Genomic DNA, 17,951 nt, shown 5'->3' with positions numbered 1-17,951 from the left:
TTTCATGGATAGAGCTGATCAGCGCAGGCTGCGCGCCAGATAGGTCCTGACATAGGCCGCGACTTCCGGCGTCAGTCCACCATAGGCACCGCGAACCGCTTCCGGCAGATGCGCCAGCGGATCGCCGTCCGTCGCAAAAATCAGATGATCGAACACCGTCTTCCAGGCATCGCGCTGGTGCGGGGGCAAATCCTTTAGACTGAGCAGGGCGTGCAACAGCGTATGCATTGGCGGGGCGAAATAATCCGGCGCATCCAGCCACCAATAATTGACAAGTACACCCAGCGGCGACAACGATTCCACGCCGTGCCACCATAGGCTTGGGATATATAGGGCATCGCCCGGCTCGAGTTCCGCGACCATGGCCGCCTTTTGCGCATCGGCATAGCGTGGGAATTTTTCGAGATCGGGCGCGCGCGTGTCGACCAGACTGATGATCTGACCGGCGGGCGTCATGTCAGGCGGGCCGATATAGAGGTTTTTCATCTGCTCGATCGGGAACAGGGTAAAACGCCGGGCGCCTCCGACCACGCAGGCGATATTTTCCGGGTTATCATAGTGCGGCGCGATGCATGTCCGATTGCCGATCCAGATGGATTCGATCGACGCCGCCGCCGGTATGAAGGACGCGATGGAGTTTTCCTTCGCAAAATCCGGAATATAGGTCGAAACAGATAACGAGCCTGCATATTTTGATGGGGGATTTCCGGCGTTCAGATTGGCTTTCAGCCAGTCAAGCAGATCGCTTAAAGGGGCGCGACTCGATTTGAAATTGAAGCCGGTGATATCGTCATTATAGGCGAAACGGCCATTGATTTCCGGCGCACCCTCGAACAGGGGCGCGGGCACGCCGTTGTAAAATCCAGCGATATAATCAATCAGCGCCGTGTCGGATAGACGGGCTTTTTGCACCGCCGGCCAGTCCGCGACCAAGCCTTTCATAATGACCGGCCGGGCCTTCGGTTTGATGTCGTTCAGGAAGACCTCGCGGTCGACATTTTTCCGAATTTCGACCGATGTGATCGCTTCTGCCACGCGTCAGCTCCGCTGTCTATCTATTCTCCAATATATATAGGAAAATCAAAATGATACAATCATGTCGGCACGATGAAAAAAGTGGCCCATTGTGACTATTTGGTGCGTATTTTTCTGGCCTCATACCGTGTGCGTGATATAGGTTTTCAAGGCGTCGGCAAGACGCTCATCCATACGCGTTTACAGGCAGAAAAATGGTCAACCAGGTCCCCTTGAGTCATGAAGTCCATTCGGGTTTGCGCATCATGACGCACCCTTCGGCGCGCTTCGGCAGCCAGGTTGGCTTCGTCGGCGTGATCCCGCGCGAGTATACCCGTCTGGTCGCCCACTACCCGATCTTCTTCCGTAAGAATGCCGAAAATGGCCGCTTTGAACCCGGCGTTCTCCTCGGCTTTAATAGCAGCGAAAACCTGTTTCTGATCGATGAACGCTGGGATGCCGCCTATGCACCGCTACACATCCAGCGCCAGCCTTTCCTGATCGCCCAGGCGGGCGAAGACCATGTGGTCACCCTCGATATCGACAGCCCGCGCGTCCAAAGGGAGCAGGGTGAGTTGATGTTCCACGACGACGGCCGCGCCACCGACTACCTGCAACGCATCACCTCTGTACTGACCGACTTGGCCGAGGGGACGCGCCCGGCGTATGACTACGCGGCCAAGCTGGCCGAATACGACCTGATCGAATCCATCCGCATCGATGTGCAGTTCGTCGATCATTCCGAGGTCAAGCTGGAAGGGCTATACGCGGTCAGTGCCGAAAAGCTTCAGGCCCTGGCCGGCGACAAACTGGTCGAATTGCGCGACCTGGGCTATCTGACCTGGGCCTATTATCAGCTCGCCTCAATGAGCCATGTCGCCGGTCTGGTCGCCCGCAAGAACCGCCTGATCAGCGGGCTGAAGTAATGTCACCGACGCGCTCGGTTGTTATCGTCGGCGGAGGCACGGCGGGCTGGCTGACGGCCGGGCTGATCGCCGCCAATCACAAGGGGCACCTGTCCGTCACCCTTGTCGAATCGCCGAACGTCAAGAGTATCGGGGTGGGCGAAGGGACCTGGCCGACCATTCGCAACACCTTGAAAAAAATAGGCATTTCGGAAGCCGATTTTTTAAAGGCCTGCGATGGAACATTCAAACAGGCATCGAAATTCGTCAACTGGACCACGGGCGACGATCACTATTACCACCCCTTTATGCTGCCCAAGGCCTACGACCAGATCAACCTGGCGCCCTATTGGCAGGCGCAACCGAACGGCCTGAGTTTCGCCGACACCGTCTCCTATCAGCCTGCGGCCTGCGCGCAGGATCTGGCGCCAAAGACCATGACGGTGCCGGAATATGCCGCCATCACCAACTATGCCTACCATCTCGACGCGGGAAAGTTCGCGCCCTTCCTGCAAAAACATTGCGTGGAAAATCTGGGCGTTAGACACGTCCTTGCCGATGTGACCCGAATAGAAAATGACGGGGATGGCTATATCGCGCGTCTGCAAACAGACGTGGGTGAGGCGATTGCCGGCGACCTGTTCATCGACTGCACGGGTTTCCTTTCGCTGCTGATCGGAAAACACTATGGCGCCGCGTTCACCTCATGTGCCGATCAGTTGTTCATCGACACCGCTCTGGCCATTCAGGTGCCCTATGAACGCGAAGACGCACCCATTGCCTCGGTTACCAAATCAACGGCGCAGCGCGCGGGCTGGATATGGGACATTGGTCTGACCCACCGGCGCGGCCTTGGCCACGTCTTTTCCAGCCGCTTTACAACGGACGACGAAGCCCTGGCCGATCTGAAAGCCTATATAGGCCCGTCAGGCGCCCACCTGACGTTCGATGAGGTGCGCAAAATTCCGATACGGTCCGGCCATCGCCAAACGCCTTGGGTCAAAAATTGTGTCGCGGTCGGTCTGTCATCCGGTTTTGTCGAGCCGCTGGAAGCCTCTTCCATTGTCATGGCGGAGCTATCAGCACAGATGATCGCCGACCAGATGCCGGTCAATCGCGCCGCTATGGCGGTAGTTGCAAAGCGATTCAATACCACCCTGAACTATCGCTGGGCGCGCATCATCGACTTCCTGAAGCTGCACTACGTCCTGAGCCAGCGCGAGGAGCCCTTCTGGGTCGCCAACCGAGACCCTTCGACAATGCCGGAAAGCCTGAAGGATTTGTTGTCTCTATGGAAGTATCATTTTCCCTGGCATGACGATCTCGACCACCGTGACGAAATATTTCCGACAGCCAGCTTCCAATATGTCTATTACGGCATGGGCGGGCGTACAGATCCGGGCGCATTCCCAAAGACGCCGGACTGGCCCAAAGCCGTCGGCCATTTTCAGGAGGTGGCGCGCGCCCGTCAGGCCGTAACGGGACAGCTTCCGACAAATCGGAATTTACTGAGTAAAATTAGTCAGTACGGCTTGCAAAAAGTGTGAGGTCGGCAGGCGTGTCGATGTCGTTGTGGATGCCGGGACCGGCGGAAATCTGTCGCACCCGGTACTGTCCCGACCGCAGCAGGGCGCGGGCACCGACATCCCCCGACAGGCCTTTCAGCGCGTCGAAACAGGCGGCGCCGAACAGGACCGGATGACCTGTCTGACCGTCATGCACGGGCACGACAATGTCGGCGTCGCCCAAAGCCCCTGCCATCACGCGATATAGATCGATGTCTATCCTGGGCATGTCACCGAGGACGATAAATACACCCTCCACCGCTGGCAGCGCGCCCACACCCAAGGCCAGAGACGCGCCCATGCCATCTTCCGGTCGCGGATTGACGATGGAGCCGGGGCCTTCGTCGCTCCGTGTCACCACAATAACCTGGACGAGGTCCAGGCCGCGCAGACCATCCAGAACGTGCCTTAGGACGGGTTTACCGTTCAGGTCTGCGGCCAGCTTGTTGCCGCCAAACCGCCGCGACAGGCCCGCCGCCAGAACGACGGCCGCAAGACGGGTCATGATGTCGCCCCTGATATTGCCTGACGCCAATGCTGCACGACCTGCGCCATGATGGCCAGGGCGATTTCGGGCGGCGATCCGGCGGAAATGTCTAGGCCGACGGGCCCGTGGATGCGCTTGACGGCCTCGGCCCCCGCGCCCATGTCGGACAGGACAGACAACCGTTTGGCGTGCGCCTTTCGGCTGCCCAAAGCGCCAATGAAAAACGCCGGCGACTCAAGGCCTTTCAGAAGCACAGGCGGCTCGAAATCGTGATCGTGAAAAACGAGCACAAGGGCGCAGTAGGCGTCCAGCGCCGCATCGAACGCCTCCGGCTCAGGTAACGGATGTCCCCTGACGAACGTCTGGTCGGGCGTGTAGACGATCAGTTCGATGTCAAGCGCCGGCGCCAGCTGCGCCAAAGCGGCCAGAACCGGTCCTCGCCCCGCGGCAACGATGCGGCAGGCCGGGAGATAGTGCCGTGTGTAGACGGGTTCACCGGGGGCGGCGATGACCATGGCCGAGGGCTGGCGGGCATCGCGGCAGGCGATGATATGGCGCACTTCGGCATCGGTGATAGACACATCGAAATAGACCAAGAGCCCGGAGCCGCACGGCAGGGTAATGTCCTTGAAGCGCGATCCTTCGCCATAGAGTTCGGTGCGGCTTTCCCCACGCGCGATGGCTTCGATGGCATCAAGAACCAGCGCCCCTTCCGCGCAGCCGCCGGTAATCAAGCCGCACGATTCGCCATTTTCAGCGACGGCCAACTGGCTGCCGATCGGCCGCGGCGACTGTCCGGTGGTACTGATCAGGGTCAGCAGGGCGGTACGCAGCCCCGCCTCCCGCCATTGCATCAGCGCGGGCAGGACAAAGTCGGCATAGACGGTCGGCGGCAGGATCACGCGACGCGGCGACCGGCCGCGATCTCTTCCGGCAATAGGGGCAGCTTGCGAATACGAATGCCGGTTGCCGCGAAAATGGCGTTGGCAACGGCCGGCAGTATCGGCGGCAGAGCAGGTTCGCCCAAGCCGGTCGGCGGAGAATCGCTGGTGAGGAAATGGGCGTCGATCTGCGGCGCCTTCGGCATGCGCATCATCGGAATATCCTGGAAATTTGTCTGGACGGCACGCCCTTTTTCAAAAGTGATGCTGGCCTCCATCGAACCAATCCCGTCCATGATCGAACCCTCGACCTGATTGTACGCCCCTGTCGGATTGATGATGTGAGACCCGACATCGCCAACGGCCCAGACCTTGACAACGCGCCATTGTCCATCGTCAGCGACCCGAACATGGGCAATCTCAGCGAAGTAGCCGCGGTGGCTGAAATAGGTGGCAACCCCCATGCCCTCCCCCTTAGGCAAGGCGGCCTGGCCCCAATTGGCGCGTTCGGCGACGGCCGCCAGAACACGGCGCATGCGGCCCGGATTGTAATCGGCCTTGTCACCTGCATGGGCATCGAGTTGCGCCAGACGGAAAGCGACCGGGTCCTGGCCTGCCGCATGGGCGATTTCGTCCCAGAAGCTTTCGTGGACAAAGGCGATGGCGTTTGACGTAGGCGCCCTGAGATAGCCCGTAGGCACGGTGGACGGAATAAGGGATTGCGTCAGGCGAAAGTTCGGCGTGACCAAAGGCGCGAAGGCATTGCCTTCTATGCTCGCGCCCTGGGCGACCTTACCGTCGCGCGCGAACGTTACACTGTGGCAGTCGTAAACGGATAAGCGTCCATCCCCATCAATACCGGCGCGAAGCTGATGGTAGCAGCCCGGCCTGAAATAATCGTAGGCGATGTCGTCCTCGCGTGACCAGACCAGCTTGACTGGCGCCCCGGCCTTTTGCGCGATGGCGGCCGCTTCGGCCATGTAGTCGTTTTCCAGCCGACGGCCGAACCCGCCGCCGCTGCGGCGCATATGGACCACGACCTTCTCCGGAGCGATGCCAAGGGTGCGGGCGACCAATTCGCCACCGCTGTTCGGATTTTGGGTCGGCGCCCATATTTCGACACCGTCCGCCGTGACGCGGGCCGTACAGTTCTGCGGCTCCATCGGGACGTGGGCCAGAAACGGCACCTCATAGAAGGCCGATAGGGTTTTGGCGGCGCCGGCCAGGGCGCCGTCGGCATCGCCACGGCTCAGCTTGACCTCACCGCGCCCCTTCACCAGCTGTTTCGCCTGTTCCAGGTAAGCGAGGCTGTCATGAGCCGCGCCAGCGGCCTCATCCCACACGGGCTTAAGCTGCTCCCGGGCGGTCTGGGCGTACCACCAGCTATCGGCTATGACGGCGATACCGTCCTGTAGACCATGCCAATCCGTGCCTTTCAGAATGAAGGCGTCCCTGACGCCACGCGCCGCCTTGACGGCGGTCAGGTCGCAGGAGATCAGGCGCGCGCCATAGACCGGCGATTTGACATAGACGGCGTACACCATGCCGGGCAAGGTCATGTCGATACCGAAAATGGGCTCGCCCCGGACGATCTTCGGGCTGTCATAGCCGGCCTTTGACTGACCGATCAAGGTGAACGCCTTCGGGTCCTTCAGCGGCAGGTCGTCGAGCTTTGGCGGGCTGATTTTGGCGGCATCGGCGGCCAGCGCACCATAGGTAAAGCGCTTTCCCGATGGTGTATGGATGACCTGGCCGTCAGCCGTCGCAAAGGCATCGTGCGGTGCGCCTGTCTTCTGAGCCGCTGCCGCGATCAACATCCACCGGGCGGCCGCGCCGACCTGGCGCATCGGCAGCCAGTTCATCGTCGTGGTCATGCTGCCGCCGGCGAATTGCGGGCCATACCGTTTGGGATCGGACGCGGCCGTCTCGATACGGACCGACGACCAGGGGAGGTCCATTTCCTCCGCTATCAGCATCGGCAGCATGGTCTTGGCACCCTGGCCGATTTCAGGGTTCTTGGCCATTACAGTCACCGAGCCATCCGCGGCGACGACGACATAGTCCGTCAACGTGACGGCCGTTGCGGCGGCATCTGTGCGGACACCGAAGCCAAGCATCAAGCCGCCGCCAACCGCGGCGCCCGCCTGGAGAAACAGTCTGCGCGAGGTGTCCATCTATGCCTCCCGCCGATCGTCAGCCGACTGGCCGGAGGCCGTCTTGATAGCGGCGCGGATGCGTTTGTACGTGGCGCAGCGGCACAGATTGCCCTCCATGGCGTCATCTATGGCGGTGTCGTCGGGCTTGGGCGTGCGGGCCAGGAGGGCGGCGGCAGTCATGATCTGACCAGCCTGGCAATAGCCGCATTGCATGACGTCGAGATCCAGCCAGGCGGCCTGCAAGGCCTTGCCTTGCGGCGATGCGGCAACACCTTCGATCGTTGTGATTTTCGCGTCCAGGACCGTCCCGACAGGCGTGACACAGGCACGTGTCGCTTCGCCGTCAACATGGACCGTGCAGGCGCCGCATTGCGCCACGCCACATCCGAACTTGGTGCCCTTCAGGTCGAGGACGTCGCGCAAGGCCCACAGCAGGGGCATGTCCTCCAGAACGTCCAGTTGGCGCGGCTTTCCGTTGATATTCAGCGTCAGCATGCCTTCCTCCCTTTTGGGGGAGAGGTTACCCCCGCCAGGGGGCGCGGGCAAGCGGATTGATGCACATGGACAGGCGTTGAAAAGACATATAAAACTGGCGCCATATGATAATTTCCCGCCTGAACGGGAAGAATGGGAAGCCGCCAATAATGACCAAGATCGCGTCCGAACCCGCTTCGCCACCACACCGCGATGTGCTTATCGTCGGCGGCGGGGCGGCGGGCTGGATGACGGCGGCCTACCTGGCCAAGCACCTGGGCACGGATCGTAACGGCGGCCCCAGGATCACCGTCATGGAATCGCCGGACATCGGCATCATCGGTGTCGGCGAAGGCACGTTTCCGACTATCCGCAATATCCTGCGCACGCTCGGCATAGACGAAGCCGGCTTCATGCGCGAAAGTCACGCGACCTTCAAACAGGGCATCCGGTTTGACGACTGGGAAGTCACGCCAAAGGACGGGCGGCGCAGCCACTATTTCCACCCGTTCGAACAGCCCTATTGGTCCAGGGAAGAACTGAACCTCCTGCCGTACTGGCTGTTGCAGGACAAGGACAAGCGGTTGCCCTTCGCTGAGGCGGTGACGTTTCAAAAAAAGGTCGCGGACTCGAAACTGGCGCCCAAGCGTATCCATCAGGGCAATTATCAGGGGCCGCTGAACTACGCCTATCATTTTGATGCCCATCGCTTTGCCGGGGTACTGGCGAAATACGCCAAGGACCTGGGGGTTCATCACCTCAGCGGCAATCTGGATGGTGTGACGTTAGACGCCGACGGCGCCATCGCCCATATCACGGCGAAAGAGCATGGCGATCTGAAGGCCGACCTCTACATCGACTGTACCGGTTTCCGGTCTGAAATCCTTGGCAAGGCCATGGGGGTGCCGTTCAAGTCGATCAAGGATACCTTGTTCACCGATCGTGCCGTCGCGATTCAGGTCCCTTACGAAAAGCCTGACTCCCCGCTGGAAAGCTATACGATTTCGACGGCCCACGAAGCCGGCTGGACCTGGGATATCGCCCTTAGCACGCGGCGTGGCATCGGCTATGTCTATTCTTCCGACCATACCGATGACGATCGCGCCGAGGAAGTCTTGCGCGCCTATGTCGGCCCCATGGCGGAGGGCGTAGAAGCGCGCTGCATCCGTTTCAATGCCGGTTACCGAACCCAGCACTGGGTCAAAAACTGCATCGGCGTCGGGCTGTCAGCCGGCTTCCTGGAACCGTTGGAATCGACGGGCATGGTGCTAATCGAATCGGCGGTGAACAAGATTGTCGAATTCTTCCCCTTCCGGGGGCCGCTCGATGCCTCGGCACACATTTTCAACGAGGCCATGACCAAGCGGTATGAAACCATCATTGGCTTCATCAAGCTGCACTATTGCCTGACCAAGCGTGAAGAGCCGTTCTGGCGCGACAATACCCGGCCGGACTCAATCCCGCCGCATCTGCGCGAGCTGATAGCCCTATGGAAATTCCGCCCGCCCTCGCGGTTCGATTTTACGCTCGACAACGAAAGCTTCGCCTTCTTCAGCTACCAGTACATTTTGTACGGCATGAATTTCGAGACGGATTATGAGGCGGCGCGCGGTTCACTGCAACATACCGACCTGGCCAACCACCTGTTTGCGCGGATCAGCCAATTCGGTGACCAGGCATCGAAAGATCTGGTATCGCATCGCCAGTTGATCAATGCCGTCTACAAGGGCGGTTTCGTCGAGCGCCCCAATGCACCGATGGCTGTCGCGCGCTGAGTTTTCCGGTTTAGCCGGAAGAAACGCCTCACAATGGAAGCGTCGTCGTTTCGCGAACCACAAGCTGATGCGAGATGATGTGGCGAATCTGGCGATCGCTGGCGGTCAGGGTATCGCCAGCGGCCGCCAATATCTGCACACTGCGGCGGGCCATTTCGAGATAGGGTTGACGCACGGTCGTCAGTGCGGGCCAGACGGCCGATGAGATCGGCGCGTCATCGAAGCCGATGACGGCAATATCTTCAGGGATGCGCAAGCCGCTCTTATGTGCCACCGAACAGGCAGCAGCCGCCATTTCGTCATTGCAGGCGAAGATGGCCGTCGGACGGTCAGGCAAAGCCAATAGCCGCTCTGCCGCTTCGAAGCCGGATTTGAACGAAAAATAGCCGTGCTCCATATAGGACACCGGCGGGCGCGGCAGGCCGGCGGCATCGAACGCTTCGTAAAAGCCGTTTCGGCGCAGGATCGAGGCGGCGTGATCCGGATGGCCGGCAATGTGGGCAATTTTGCAATGGCCGAGGCTGAACAGATATTCAACCACCTCGCGGGCGGCCAACCGGTCATCCATGGCCACCGAGGCATAATGGCTGTCTGGCGTCGACGGCGAGATCAACACGCAATTTATATTTCTATCTTTCAGGAAGGATTTGAGCGGACCGAAATCGCAAAGGGTCGGCAGCAGGATCATATCCTTGATCTGGGCGTCGCTGATGAAGCGATCCAGGTTCGCCTGCCAATCCGGCATGCCGGCTTCATACAGCTCAACAGCCAGATACCGGCGCGACTCCATGCAGGCCGACAGCATGGCGTGATGAAAGCGCCCTTGATACCCACTGGTCGGATCTTCGAGCAGAAAGCCAATCGAGGCCTGGCTACCCAGCCGTAGAGACCGGGCCTGCGCATTGGGACGGTAGTCAAGCTGGCTCATGGCCGCCTGCACTTTTTCGCGCGTCGAAACCTTGACGGCGTTATCGTCGTTGACCACGCGCGAAACGGTTTTCGCTGAAACGCCGGCCAGTTTGGCCACATCGTAGATGGTTGACATGAGACGCTAAAAAACCCCGGAATTTGTAGAACTTTAGACCTGCCGGTGCCGGGACGCAAGCACGTGGTATGACCTATTTGTAACGCCGTGATCTGACACTCACCCCTTTGGATGCGCCTGGGCATAGGCCGATAACAGGCGTTCCGTATCGACTTGGGTGTATTTCTGTGTGGTCGACAGGGAGACGTGACCCAGCAATTCCTGGATCGACCGCAGATCGGCGCCGGAGCCGAGAAGATGGGTCGCGAACGAATGGCGCAAGGCGTGCGGCGTGGCGCGGTCGGATAGGCCCAGCCGTGAGCGCAGATGTTGTAAGCTGGCCTGGACGTGCCGGGGGCTAAGCTCGCCGCCGCGCTTGGCCCGGAACAGCTTGTCGTGCGGCGCCAGGGTGAAGGGTTGCTGGCGCCGGTACGACTCAATCGCCTCGCGCACGGCGGCCAGAACCGGCAAGGCACGCATCTTATTGCCCTTGCCGATGACGCGCAGGGTCTCGCCGAGCGGCGTATCCTTGACCGTCAGGGACAGGGCCTCGGAAATCCGCAGACCCAGGCCGTAAAGCAGCATGTAGACGGCTTCGTCGCGAGCATTCTCCCAATCATCTCGATCGGAATCCATCCGCGTTTCGTTGAGCAGTCCAAAAGCCTGGTCAGGATTGAGAGGGCGCGGCAAGGTGGCCTTGAGCCGAGGCCCCCGCATCAGGGCCACCTGGGCATTCGGTCGGTCGAAATGCAGATCGAGAAAGCCGTGAAACGATTTGATGGCCGACAGATGCTGAGCCAAGGATCGGGCGGACAAGGGGTGTTCCTTGCCGCGCAGATGCGCCATCCAGCCACGTATATCGCCCGCTGAGACGGCAACCACGTCCTCAAGCGTCAGGTCGCCAGAGACGGTCTTGCTCAAATGATCGAAATAATACCGCAGGGCATGGGCGTAGGCGTCCAGGGTACGCGGCGAACAGCGCTTCTGGTCCTTAAGCCATGAGACCCAGGCGATCTGAGCGTCGAATAGCGATATCATATGAGAACATGCCCCCCTGCGCCGGGGCGGCCTCCCTCTCCGTCCTTATGCGTGGTGAGGAGTGGTGAGAGGGCTTTCTCCTGGCCCAACCTAAGGGGGGCGTCGGAAAGGGAAGCCTCATAGGCGCAGAGGAACATCCTCAGGTGACGTATATAACAACACATGTGGACAAATTTAAGGTGTAACCGTAAGGAATTCTTTACCCGGCAAGCGGGGTTCGGAAAAAGAACGGTAAACACCTTTTGGTCTATCACTCATAGATACGACGGGCAGCGGCCGGTGGATTGGTCCGCGCTCAATATTTTAAGACAGAACCGGCCAGCGATCCGCAACGCGCTCGACCACACGCGCAACAAAGGCGACGAGTTCGGCGCCCATCTCCGGTGAAAATCCATCATAATCCGACGAACCGAAGGCGACCAGTCCGGGGCGGCCTTCACGCCACAAGGCAATGCGCAGCACAGCTGCCGACTTGACGCGCTTGACGTCGTCATCGAACAAAACGCGACACACGGCGTCGGGGCCAAGCAGGCTTAGGCCCGTCTCGCCGATGATGTAATCGACACCACCGTAATCGAGCGTTTTCCATCCCAATGGCACGGGTGCTGTGTCTTCGAGGGAAAGGGTGGCCGCGACCAGCCCAAAGCGATTGCGCGCCTCTTCCTGAAGGCGGCGGGCCAGGTCGGAATGATTGCGCGCTTCCATCAGCGCCAGACAAAGGCCGTGCGTCTGGCTTTGGGCGTCGAAATTGGCCTTGGCCGTCATTTCGAGTTGGCGGCGGACATCGAAGTCCTTCAATGCCCGGGCCTCAAGGCGCGACAGGGCGGCGGGACCGAAATCGATCAGATGTCTGGATTTAGGTTGGAGGCCGAGGGCTTCGAGCAAGGCCTTATCGCGCACGATATCGTCGGCATGGTCGATAAGGTGACGGCGCAGCGCCTGCCAATTATCAAGATCAAGGGTTGTCATGCCGCCTTCCATACTCATATCCATCACCTTAAAGGGGGTTTTCGCGTCTGTGAAGCGCTTTCCTTATCCGACTGTGACAAAGCTCTGGATTTCGTGTTAGAGGCTAAAACCATGAGTCCGCGCCCATGAGTCCGCCTGCCTTACCCCTCTTGCCCGGGCCCCTCCTGCCCGCGAATGGGCGCATCGCCAAAATCGTCAAGGTGGTCGTCCTGGCGCCTATGGCGGAGGCGCTCGACTACGCGATGCCCGACGCCATGCCCTTGCGGGCCGGAGAGCACGTCATAGTGCCGCTTGGACACGCCAAGGTGCGCGGGTTGGTAATCGGGCTTGAGACGCCAGAACCGGACGAAGACCTGTCGCGCATCAAGCCGGTGACGAAGAAACTCGACGATCCGATCGTTCCGGAGGCTTCGCTGAATTTCTGGCTGTGGGCCGCCGGCTGGACCCTGACGCCGCCGGGCATATTCCTCAATGGCTGTCTGCGTGCCCTGAAAATTCCGCGGCCCGCACCGAAGCAGGGCTATGTCCTGACAGGGACCGCGCCCGCGCGCCTCACCAAGGCGCGGCAGTCCGTGATGGATACGGCCCTGGTGGCTATGGCGCTAGGCGATCTGGCAATGGCGGCGAGCGTATCGACGGGGGTGGTGTCAGCGCTCGAAAAGGAAGGCGTGCTGGCCAAGGTCGATTTGCCGCGCGACGAAGCCTACCCGCAGCCCGATCCCGACTTCGCACCCGCCCGGCTCAATGCCAACCAATCCGCCGCCCATCAGCTCTTGCAGATGGAGCAGGCCAAGTCCGCCTTCGCACCCGTCCTGCTCGATGGCGTCACCGGTTCCGGAAAAACGGAAGTATATCTCGAAAGCGTCGCAGACATATTGCGGAGTGATCCCGAGGCGCAGGTGCTTGTCCTGCTGCCGGAAATCGCCCTGACCCAGGCCGTGCTGTCCCGCTTAGAAGCCCGCTTCGGCGTCGAAGTGGCGCAGTGGCACGCCAATATCACCAACGGCAATCGCCGCCGCATCTGGGAGGGCGTCGCCGATGGCCGCGTCCGCCTGGTCGTTGGCGCGCGGTCGGCGCTATTCTTGCCCTACCGCCGCCTGGGCCTGATCGTGGTCGACGAAGAGCATGACGGTTCGTATAAACAGGAAGAAGGGGCGCGCTACCATGCCCGTGACCTGGCGGTCTTCCGCGCGCGGCTCGATGGCGCCATGGTGATTCTGGCCTCGGCCACGCCGTCGTTGGAAACCCTGACCAATGCCGAAAAGGGCCGCTACGCCTGGGTGAGGCTGGACCAGCGGCACGGCACCGCGCAGTTGCCGGACATTTCACTTATTGACATGAAGCAGCATCCGCCGGAACGGGGGCAATGGCTGTCCGATCCGCTGGTCGGGGAAATTCTGGCCACGCTGATGCGCAAGGAGCAGGTCCTTCTGTTCCTCAACCGGCGCGGTTACGCCCCCCTCGTCCTGTGCAAGGCCTGCGGCGAGAAGATGACATCGCCCAACACCGATTCTTGGTTGGTCGAGCATCGCGCCTCTGGGCGCCTGGTCTGCCACCTGACGGGCTTTTCGATGCGCAAGCCCGCTGCCTGTCCGCATTGCGGCGCCAAGGACAGCCTGATTTCGGTCGGGCCCGGTGTCGAACGAATCTTAGAGGAGGTGCATAGCCGCTTCCCCGAAGCGCGGGCCGAGGTATTCAGTTCCGACACGACGCCCGATGCCGCCTCTTCGGCAGCGCTGATCAAGCGGATCGAAGACGGTGAGATCGATATCGTCATCGCCACCCAGGCCGCCGCCAAGGGGCACAACTTCCCCAACCTGACCCTGGTCGGCATCGTTGACGCCGATCTGGGGCTTAAAGGAGGCGACCTGCGCGCGGCGGAACGGACATTCCAGCTTCTGGCCCAGGCAACCGGGCGGGCGGGACGCAAGCTGAAGCCCGGCCGTGCCGTCCTGCAAACCTACACGCCGGAACACGCGGTCATGCAGGCTTTGGCCGCTCAGGACCGCGATGCCTTTTACGCCTATGAATCCATGTCTCGGGAAATCGCGAAATTTCCGCCGTTTGGCCGTTTGGCCGCACTGATTTTGAGCGCCAAGGACCAGAATTTACTCAACAAGTTTTCGCGTGAACTGGCCCTCTTCATTCCCAATACCGAGGGTGTGGACGTCTATGGTCCGGCGGATGCACCGCTTGCCCTGGTGCGGGGGCAGTGGCGCAAGCGTTTTCTGGTGCGGGCCGACCGCAACCGCGACCTCCAGGCCTTTGTCACCCACTGGCTGGCGGCGATAAAGCGGCCGAATGCGGTGCGGCTGGTGGTCGATATTGACCCGTATAGTTTCTTGTAATCAGGCAGCTTTTGTAGTCAGGCGGCGAGGCCGAGCGCCAGGGCTTCGCTACGTAGCGCGCGAAACGACGGCATGAAGTTGCCCGAATTGGCCCCGTCACAATTGAACAGAACGGCCATGGTGACCTGCTGAAGCGGGAATGTCAGAAGCTGGCCCGTAAAACCATTGATGCGACCGCTATGTGCGAAGACGGGACGCCCGCCGATCAGGCCCAGTCTTTGCCCCAACCCATAGCCGGGATAGGCCGGATAGTCGCGATCCAGCGCATAGTTGTCATTCTTGAGCTTCATCGGCGTCAGCATGGCCGCAAGGCTGTCGGGTTTCAGTATCTTGCCGGCGAGCAGGGCGGCATGCCAGCGGCACAGGTCCTCGCTGGTCGAGCGCAGGCCACCCGATCCGCCGGCGAAGCTGGGCGAGACAGGCAGGACAGTGCCAAAACCGAAACGGCTGGCGCGATGGCCTTCACATAGATCGTCATCGGCGGCGACCACCGGATCGAGCGCCGTGCGCGTCATGCCGGCCGGATCAAACAGGTGATGTTGCGCAAAGGCGCCGAAGGGCATGCCGCTCAGGCGCTCCACGATAATACCGAGAAGGGCGAAGCCGGTATTGCTGTAGACCCACTTCACACCCGGCGGACAGCGGAATATCGGCGCGGCCATTTTCAGGGCCTCGAGCAGGCCTTGCTGGGTATAGTCACGCGTCTGAGCCGCCGTCAGCATGTCGGCGTGGCGACCGCTCAGATAATCATCCAGCCCGGCAGTGTGGCTGAGCATTTCGCGCAAGGTCATGTCTGGCGCCCGCGGGAAATCCGGAATGAAGCGGGCCAGAGGATCGTCGAGGTGCAGCTTGCCCTGCTCTGCTAACAGCAGAATGGCGGCGGCGGTAAACTGCTTGCTGATGGAGGCGATACGAAAGCCGGTCCGGGGCGTAACGGCATGGCGCGGCGTCAGCCGGGCGCGCCCGAACGCATTGGCGTACAGAAGAACACCCGCCTTCATGACACTGAGCGACAGGCCCGGTGCGGCGCGCGTGTCGATCATGCGCTGGCCTAGCGCATCCAGGCCGGGCCATACCTTCAGCGGGGCCGCGGGCGGTTCGCTACGAATCTGGACAATGGGCGTGGCCGGCGGTTCGATCCGCGAATGCGTCTTCCAATTGGCCAGAACCCCCAGGGTGGCAACCCCCGCCGTCAGACCACCGGCGACGCCCGTCAGAACGTCGCGGCGCATCAATAGGGCGCGATCAGGGCTAGGGCGTGGGGATTGGGCGGTCATTCTGATCCCGGATAAGCAACGGGCGCTAGTGTTCGCCGAAGATCGCCGTTTCGTAAAGCGTCAAATCGGTAAATTTATCGGTGATCGCAACAGAATGCGCACACGGGCACACAGAGCCTCATTTCAGGCGACGACGGAGACCAGGCCTCCAGCGGACAACGCCTGCGCGCCCGCGCCGTTTTCCAGATTGGCCAGCTCCTTTTCGAGCGCCTTCATGGCGGTGTCTGCCTCGTCGGTATCATTGCTCTGCCCCAGACCGGCCTTGGCGTGGGCGAGCAGTTCCTTAAGCTTCTGCTTCAACGCTTTAACACCGGTGAGGAAGTCGGCATCCTCCTGCTTTTCAGCGGCTGCCTTTCCGCTCTTGGCAGCTTGCGTATTCAGCGCGTCGATGGCTTTGTCGTACGGGTTTTTCGCCTCGCCCGTTTTATCGCCCGCCGCCTTCGGATCGCTCGACGGGTCGTCACTTGCCTTCTCGGCGTCTGGTGGAGCGGCTTGCGCGGCTGCATCTGCCTTTTGCGCCACGTCACCGGATGGTGCTTCGGTATTTTGCGGCGTGGCTATGCCGACATCGGCAGCCGATCCGCCGGCGGCGACATAGGATTTGACGGCTGCCGCCAATTCCTTGGCAATTTGGGCGACCTGGCGGGCGACGCCTGCCGGATTGCCGACGCTGCTCATCTGCAACATTTTCAAGCGTTGCTTCAGCATTTCGACTTTCTGGCGCGCCATTGCATTGGCCTGGGCACGCTGATCCGTGCGCGACTTGGCCATGACCTTGATGACATCCCTGGCGGTTTGCAGTTTGGCGGCGGCTTCGGCCTGGCGCGCCTGTTCGCGCGGCGTCAGGTCTTTGGTCGCGACAGGGCTGATGGAAACGGGCGGGCGAATGTCCATACCCTATATTACCAGCCATGTGATTGACCTTTTGTTAACCGGGCGCGAAAACGCCCCCGCCGGTGGGAGGGGGCGTGGCGTTTCTGCCTAAAGGTCGGCTTACTAGGTCAGCTTGCTTTAGGGTTAACCCTAATGCGAATCCCCCGCCTTCTTGGCGCGACCGCGGGCAAACATCTGCAGTGCTTCGACGAAACCGGCAAAGGCCATGGCAGCGTAGATATAGCCCTTCTCGATATGAGCGCCGAAACCTTCGGCGACGAGGACGACACCAATCATCAACAGGAAACCCAGAGCTAGCATCACGATGGACGGGTGGCGACTGATGAAGGCCGAGATCGGGCCTGAGGCGACGAACATCAGGAAGACGGCAATCAGCACCGCCACGATCATAATCGGCAGATGGTCGGTCATGCCGACAGCGGTCAGGATGGAATCGATCGAGAAGACGAGATCGAGCATGAGGATTTGCGCAATGGCAGCGGCAAACCCAAGCGACTTGCCCACCTGCGGCTTATTGTCGCCCTCACCGTGAGACGGCTCGGCGGCATGGTTGATTTCGCTGGTGGCCTTGTAGAGAAGAAACAGGCCACCGGCGACCAGAATGATATCGCGCCACGAAAAGCCGTGACTGAATAGGGAGATGACCGGGTCCTTAAGGGCGGCCAAGCTGGACAGGGTAAACAGAAGCGCTATGCGCATCAGAAGCGCACCAGACAGGCCAACGGCGCGGGCACGAGCCCGCATGCTTTCGGGAAGCTTATTTGTCAGGATTGAAATAAAGATAAGGTTGTCGATACCAAGCACGACTTCCATAACAACGAGTGTCAACAAGGCAGCCCAGGCGGCGGGATCGCTCGCGAGCGCGGTGATGGCATCCATATATGAGGTTCCTCAGAGTAAAGGTTATAATTAGCCTTACATGTAGAAATAGAAGGGCCTCTCCAAATCTCAAGGCGCGCCGCCAAAAGATATTGCCCGCCGTCGTGTAAACTTGGATTTGCCGTCCTGTTAAAGTCGGGTTTGAGGCAAGAATCTGTCCCTCTTTGGTTGCGATGGCAGAATCCCTATGCTAAGGAGCCCGCGGTTCAAGTCAGAGGCGGCGCTACGTTCTGCGCCCGTGAGCTTGTGCCCATTAATCAGAAGC

At 60.6% G+C, this 17,951-nt stretch carries 15 protein-coding genes; 4 read left to right on the top strand and 11 right to left on the bottom strand.

The genetic code is table 11. The features are described from left to right. Positions 1-18: 18 nt before the first annotated feature. On the bottom strand, positions 19-1,035 hold the full coding sequence (locus AEAC466_RS24065; protein WP_023456248.1) for a cupin-like domain-containing protein: 1,017 nt from the start codon (positions 1,033-1,035) through the stop codon (positions 19-21). A gap of 194 nt (positions 1,036-1,229) precedes the next feature. Here AEAC466_RS24065 and AEAC466_RS24060 point away from each other — a divergent pair, with 194 nt between their 5' ends. Then, positions 1,230-1,940: a SapC family protein gene (locus AEAC466_RS24060; RefSeq protein WP_023456247.1), complete on the top strand. Its 711-nt coding sequence runs from the start codon at positions 1,230-1,232 to the stop codon at positions 1,938-1,940. Then, the gene (locus AEAC466_RS24055; RefSeq protein ID WP_023456246.1) at positions 1,940-3,466 is read left to right on the top strand and encodes a tryptophan halogenase family protein; all 1,527 of its coding nucleotides are present in this window, start codon (positions 1,940-1,942) and stop codon (positions 3,464-3,466) included. Before AEAC466_RS24060 ends, AEAC466_RS24055 begins: the two co-directional genes overlap by 1 nt. Here AEAC466_RS24055 and AEAC466_RS24050 read toward each other — a convergent pair. Genes AEAC466_RS24050 through AEAC466_RS24035 form a run of 4 tightly spaced genes read right to left on the bottom strand, consistent with a single transcriptional unit; the run spans position 3,438 to position 7,503 of the window. Continuing rightward, positions 3,438-3,989, bottom strand: coding sequence for a nucleotidyltransferase family protein (locus tag AEAC466_RS24050; protein ID WP_023456245.1), 552 nt, complete (start codon positions 3,987-3,989; stop codon positions 3,438-3,440). The two genes, AEAC466_RS24055 and AEAC466_RS24050, sit on opposite strands and share 29 nt — an antisense overlap. Next, positions 3,986-4,873 carry an XdhC family protein gene (locus tag AEAC466_RS24045; RefSeq protein WP_023456244.1) on the bottom strand — a complete coding sequence of 296 codons (888 nt, stop codon included), beginning with the start codon at positions 4,871-4,873 and terminating at the stop codon, positions 3,986-3,988. The genes AEAC466_RS24050 and AEAC466_RS24045 overlap by 4 nt, the downstream gene beginning before the upstream one ends. Next, on the bottom strand, positions 4,870-7,026 hold the full coding sequence (locus AEAC466_RS24040; protein WP_023456243.1) for a xanthine dehydrogenase family protein molybdopterin-binding subunit: 2,157 nt from the start codon (positions 7,024-7,026) through the stop codon (positions 4,870-4,872). Before AEAC466_RS24040 ends, AEAC466_RS24045 begins: the two co-directional genes overlap by 4 nt. After that, positions 7,027-7,503 (bottom strand): (2Fe-2S)-binding protein, encoded by a 477-nt coding sequence (locus AEAC466_RS24035; protein WP_023456242.1) that lies wholly within the window; start codon positions 7,501-7,503, stop codon positions 7,027-7,029. A gap of 149 nt (positions 7,504-7,652) precedes the next feature. Between AEAC466_RS24035 and AEAC466_RS24030 the strand changes: the two genes are divergently transcribed. Next, positions 7,653-9,257: a tryptophan halogenase family protein gene (locus AEAC466_RS24030; protein WP_052025042.1), complete on the top strand. Its 1,605-nt coding sequence runs from the start codon at positions 7,653-7,655 to the stop codon at positions 9,255-9,257. A gap of 28 nt (positions 9,258-9,285) precedes the next feature. Here AEAC466_RS24030 and AEAC466_RS24025 read toward each other — a convergent pair whose 3' ends face one another. From AEAC466_RS24025 to AEAC466_RS24015, 3 genes are all read right to left on the bottom strand, one after another. Then, positions 9,286-10,302, bottom strand: coding sequence for a LacI family DNA-binding transcriptional regulator (locus AEAC466_RS24025; protein WP_023456240.1), 1,017 nt, complete (start codon positions 10,300-10,302; stop codon positions 9,286-9,288). Positions 10,303-10,401: 99 nt separating this feature from the next. Further along, on the bottom strand, positions 10,402-11,319 hold the full coding sequence (locus tag AEAC466_RS24020) for a tyrosine recombinase XerC (protein ID WP_023456239.1): 918 nt from the start codon (positions 11,317-11,319) through the stop codon (positions 10,402-10,404). Between the two features lie 303 nt (positions 11,320-11,622). Continuing rightward, a complete protein-coding gene (locus AEAC466_RS24015; RefSeq protein ID WP_023456237.1) occupies positions 11,623-12,306 on the bottom strand; it encodes a DUF484 family protein in 684 nt (227 codons plus the stop codon). 107 nt (positions 12,307-12,413) lie between these two features. Between AEAC466_RS24015 and AEAC466_RS24010 the strand changes: the two genes are divergently transcribed. Next, on the top strand, positions 12,414-14,636 hold the full coding sequence (locus tag AEAC466_RS24010) for a primosomal protein N' (protein ID WP_023456236.1): 2,223 nt from the start codon (positions 12,414-12,416) through the stop codon (positions 14,634-14,636). A 17-nt stretch (positions 14,637-14,653) separates the two neighbouring features. Here the strand turns inward: AEAC466_RS24010 and AEAC466_RS24005 are convergent, their stop codons facing one another. From AEAC466_RS24005 to AEAC466_RS23995, 3 genes are all read right to left on the bottom strand, one after another. Beyond that, positions 14,654-15,913 carry a serine hydrolase domain-containing protein gene (locus AEAC466_RS24005; protein WP_235074066.1) on the bottom strand — a complete coding sequence of 420 codons (1,260 nt, stop codon included), beginning with the start codon at positions 15,911-15,913 and terminating at the stop codon, positions 14,654-14,656. 123 nt (positions 15,914-16,036) lie between these two features. Then, a complete protein-coding gene (locus AEAC466_RS24000) occupies positions 16,037-16,807 on the bottom strand; it encodes a hypothetical protein (RefSeq protein WP_023456234.1) in 771 nt (256 codons plus the stop codon). Positions 16,808-16,936: 129 nt separating this feature from the next. Beyond that, on the bottom strand, positions 16,937-17,686 hold the full coding sequence (locus AEAC466_RS23995; RefSeq protein ID WP_023456233.1) for a TerC family protein: 750 nt from the start codon (positions 17,684-17,686) through the stop codon (positions 16,937-16,939). Positions 17,687-17,951 lie beyond the last annotated feature (265 nt).

This window comes from Asticcacaulis sp. AC466 (assembly GCF_000495815.1).
Lineage (GTDB): Bacteria > Pseudomonadota > Alphaproteobacteria > Caulobacterales > Caulobacteraceae > Asticcacaulis.
The sequence above is the reverse complement of the archived record's forward strand: the minus strand, read 5'-3'. Positions and strand labels throughout refer to the sequence as shown.

Excerpts from the sequence above, each read along its gene's own strand:
- AEAC466_RS24060 (WP_023456247.1), top strand. The coding sequence starts at position 1,230 with ATGGTCAACCAGGTCCCCTTGAGTCATGAAGTCCATTCGGGTTTGCGC.
- AEAC466_RS24055 (WP_023456246.1), top strand. The coding sequence starts at position 1,940 with ATGTCACCGACGCGCTCGGTTGTTATCGTCGGCGGAGGCACGGCGGGC.
- AEAC466_RS24050 (WP_023456245.1), bottom strand. The coding sequence starts at position 3,989 with ATGACCCGTCTTGCGGCCGTCGTTCTGGCGGCGGGCCTGTCGCGGCGG.
- AEAC466_RS24040 (WP_023456243.1), bottom strand. The coding sequence starts at position 7,026 with ATGGACACCTCGCGCAGACTGTTTCTCCAGGCGGGCGCCGCGGTTGGC.
- AEAC466_RS24035 (WP_023456242.1), bottom strand. The coding sequence starts at position 7,503 with ATGCTGACGCTGAATATCAACGGAAAGCCGCGCCAACTGGACGTTCTG.
- AEAC466_RS24030 (WP_052025042.1), top strand. The coding sequence starts at position 7,653 with ATGACCAAGATCGCGTCCGAACCCGCTTCGCCACCACACCGCGATGTG.
- AEAC466_RS24025 (WP_023456240.1), bottom strand. The coding sequence starts at position 10,302 with ATGTCAACCATCTACGATGTGGCCAAACTGGCCGGCGTTTCAGCGAAA.
- AEAC466_RS24020 (WP_023456239.1), bottom strand. The coding sequence starts at position 11,319 with ATGATATCGCTATTCGACGCTCAGATCGCCTGGGTCTCATGGCTTAAG.
- AEAC466_RS24015 (WP_023456237.1), bottom strand. The coding sequence starts at position 12,306 with ATGAGTATGGAAGGCGGCATGACAACCCTTGATCTTGATAATTGGCAG.
- AEAC466_RS24010 (WP_023456236.1), top strand. The coding sequence starts at position 12,414 with ATGAGTCCGCCTGCCTTACCCCTCTTGCCCGGGCCCCTCCTGCCCGCG.
- AEAC466_RS24005 (WP_235074066.1), bottom strand. The coding sequence starts at position 15,913 with ATGACCGCCCAATCCCCACGCCCTAGCCCTGATCGCGCCCTATTGATG.
- AEAC466_RS24000 (WP_023456234.1), bottom strand. The coding sequence starts at position 16,807 with ATGGACATTCGCCCGCCCGTTTCCATCAGCCCTGTCGCGACCAAAGAC.
- AEAC466_RS23995 (WP_023456233.1), bottom strand. The coding sequence starts at position 17,686 with ATGGATGCCATCACCGCGCTCGCGAGCGATCCCGCCGCCTGGGCTGCC.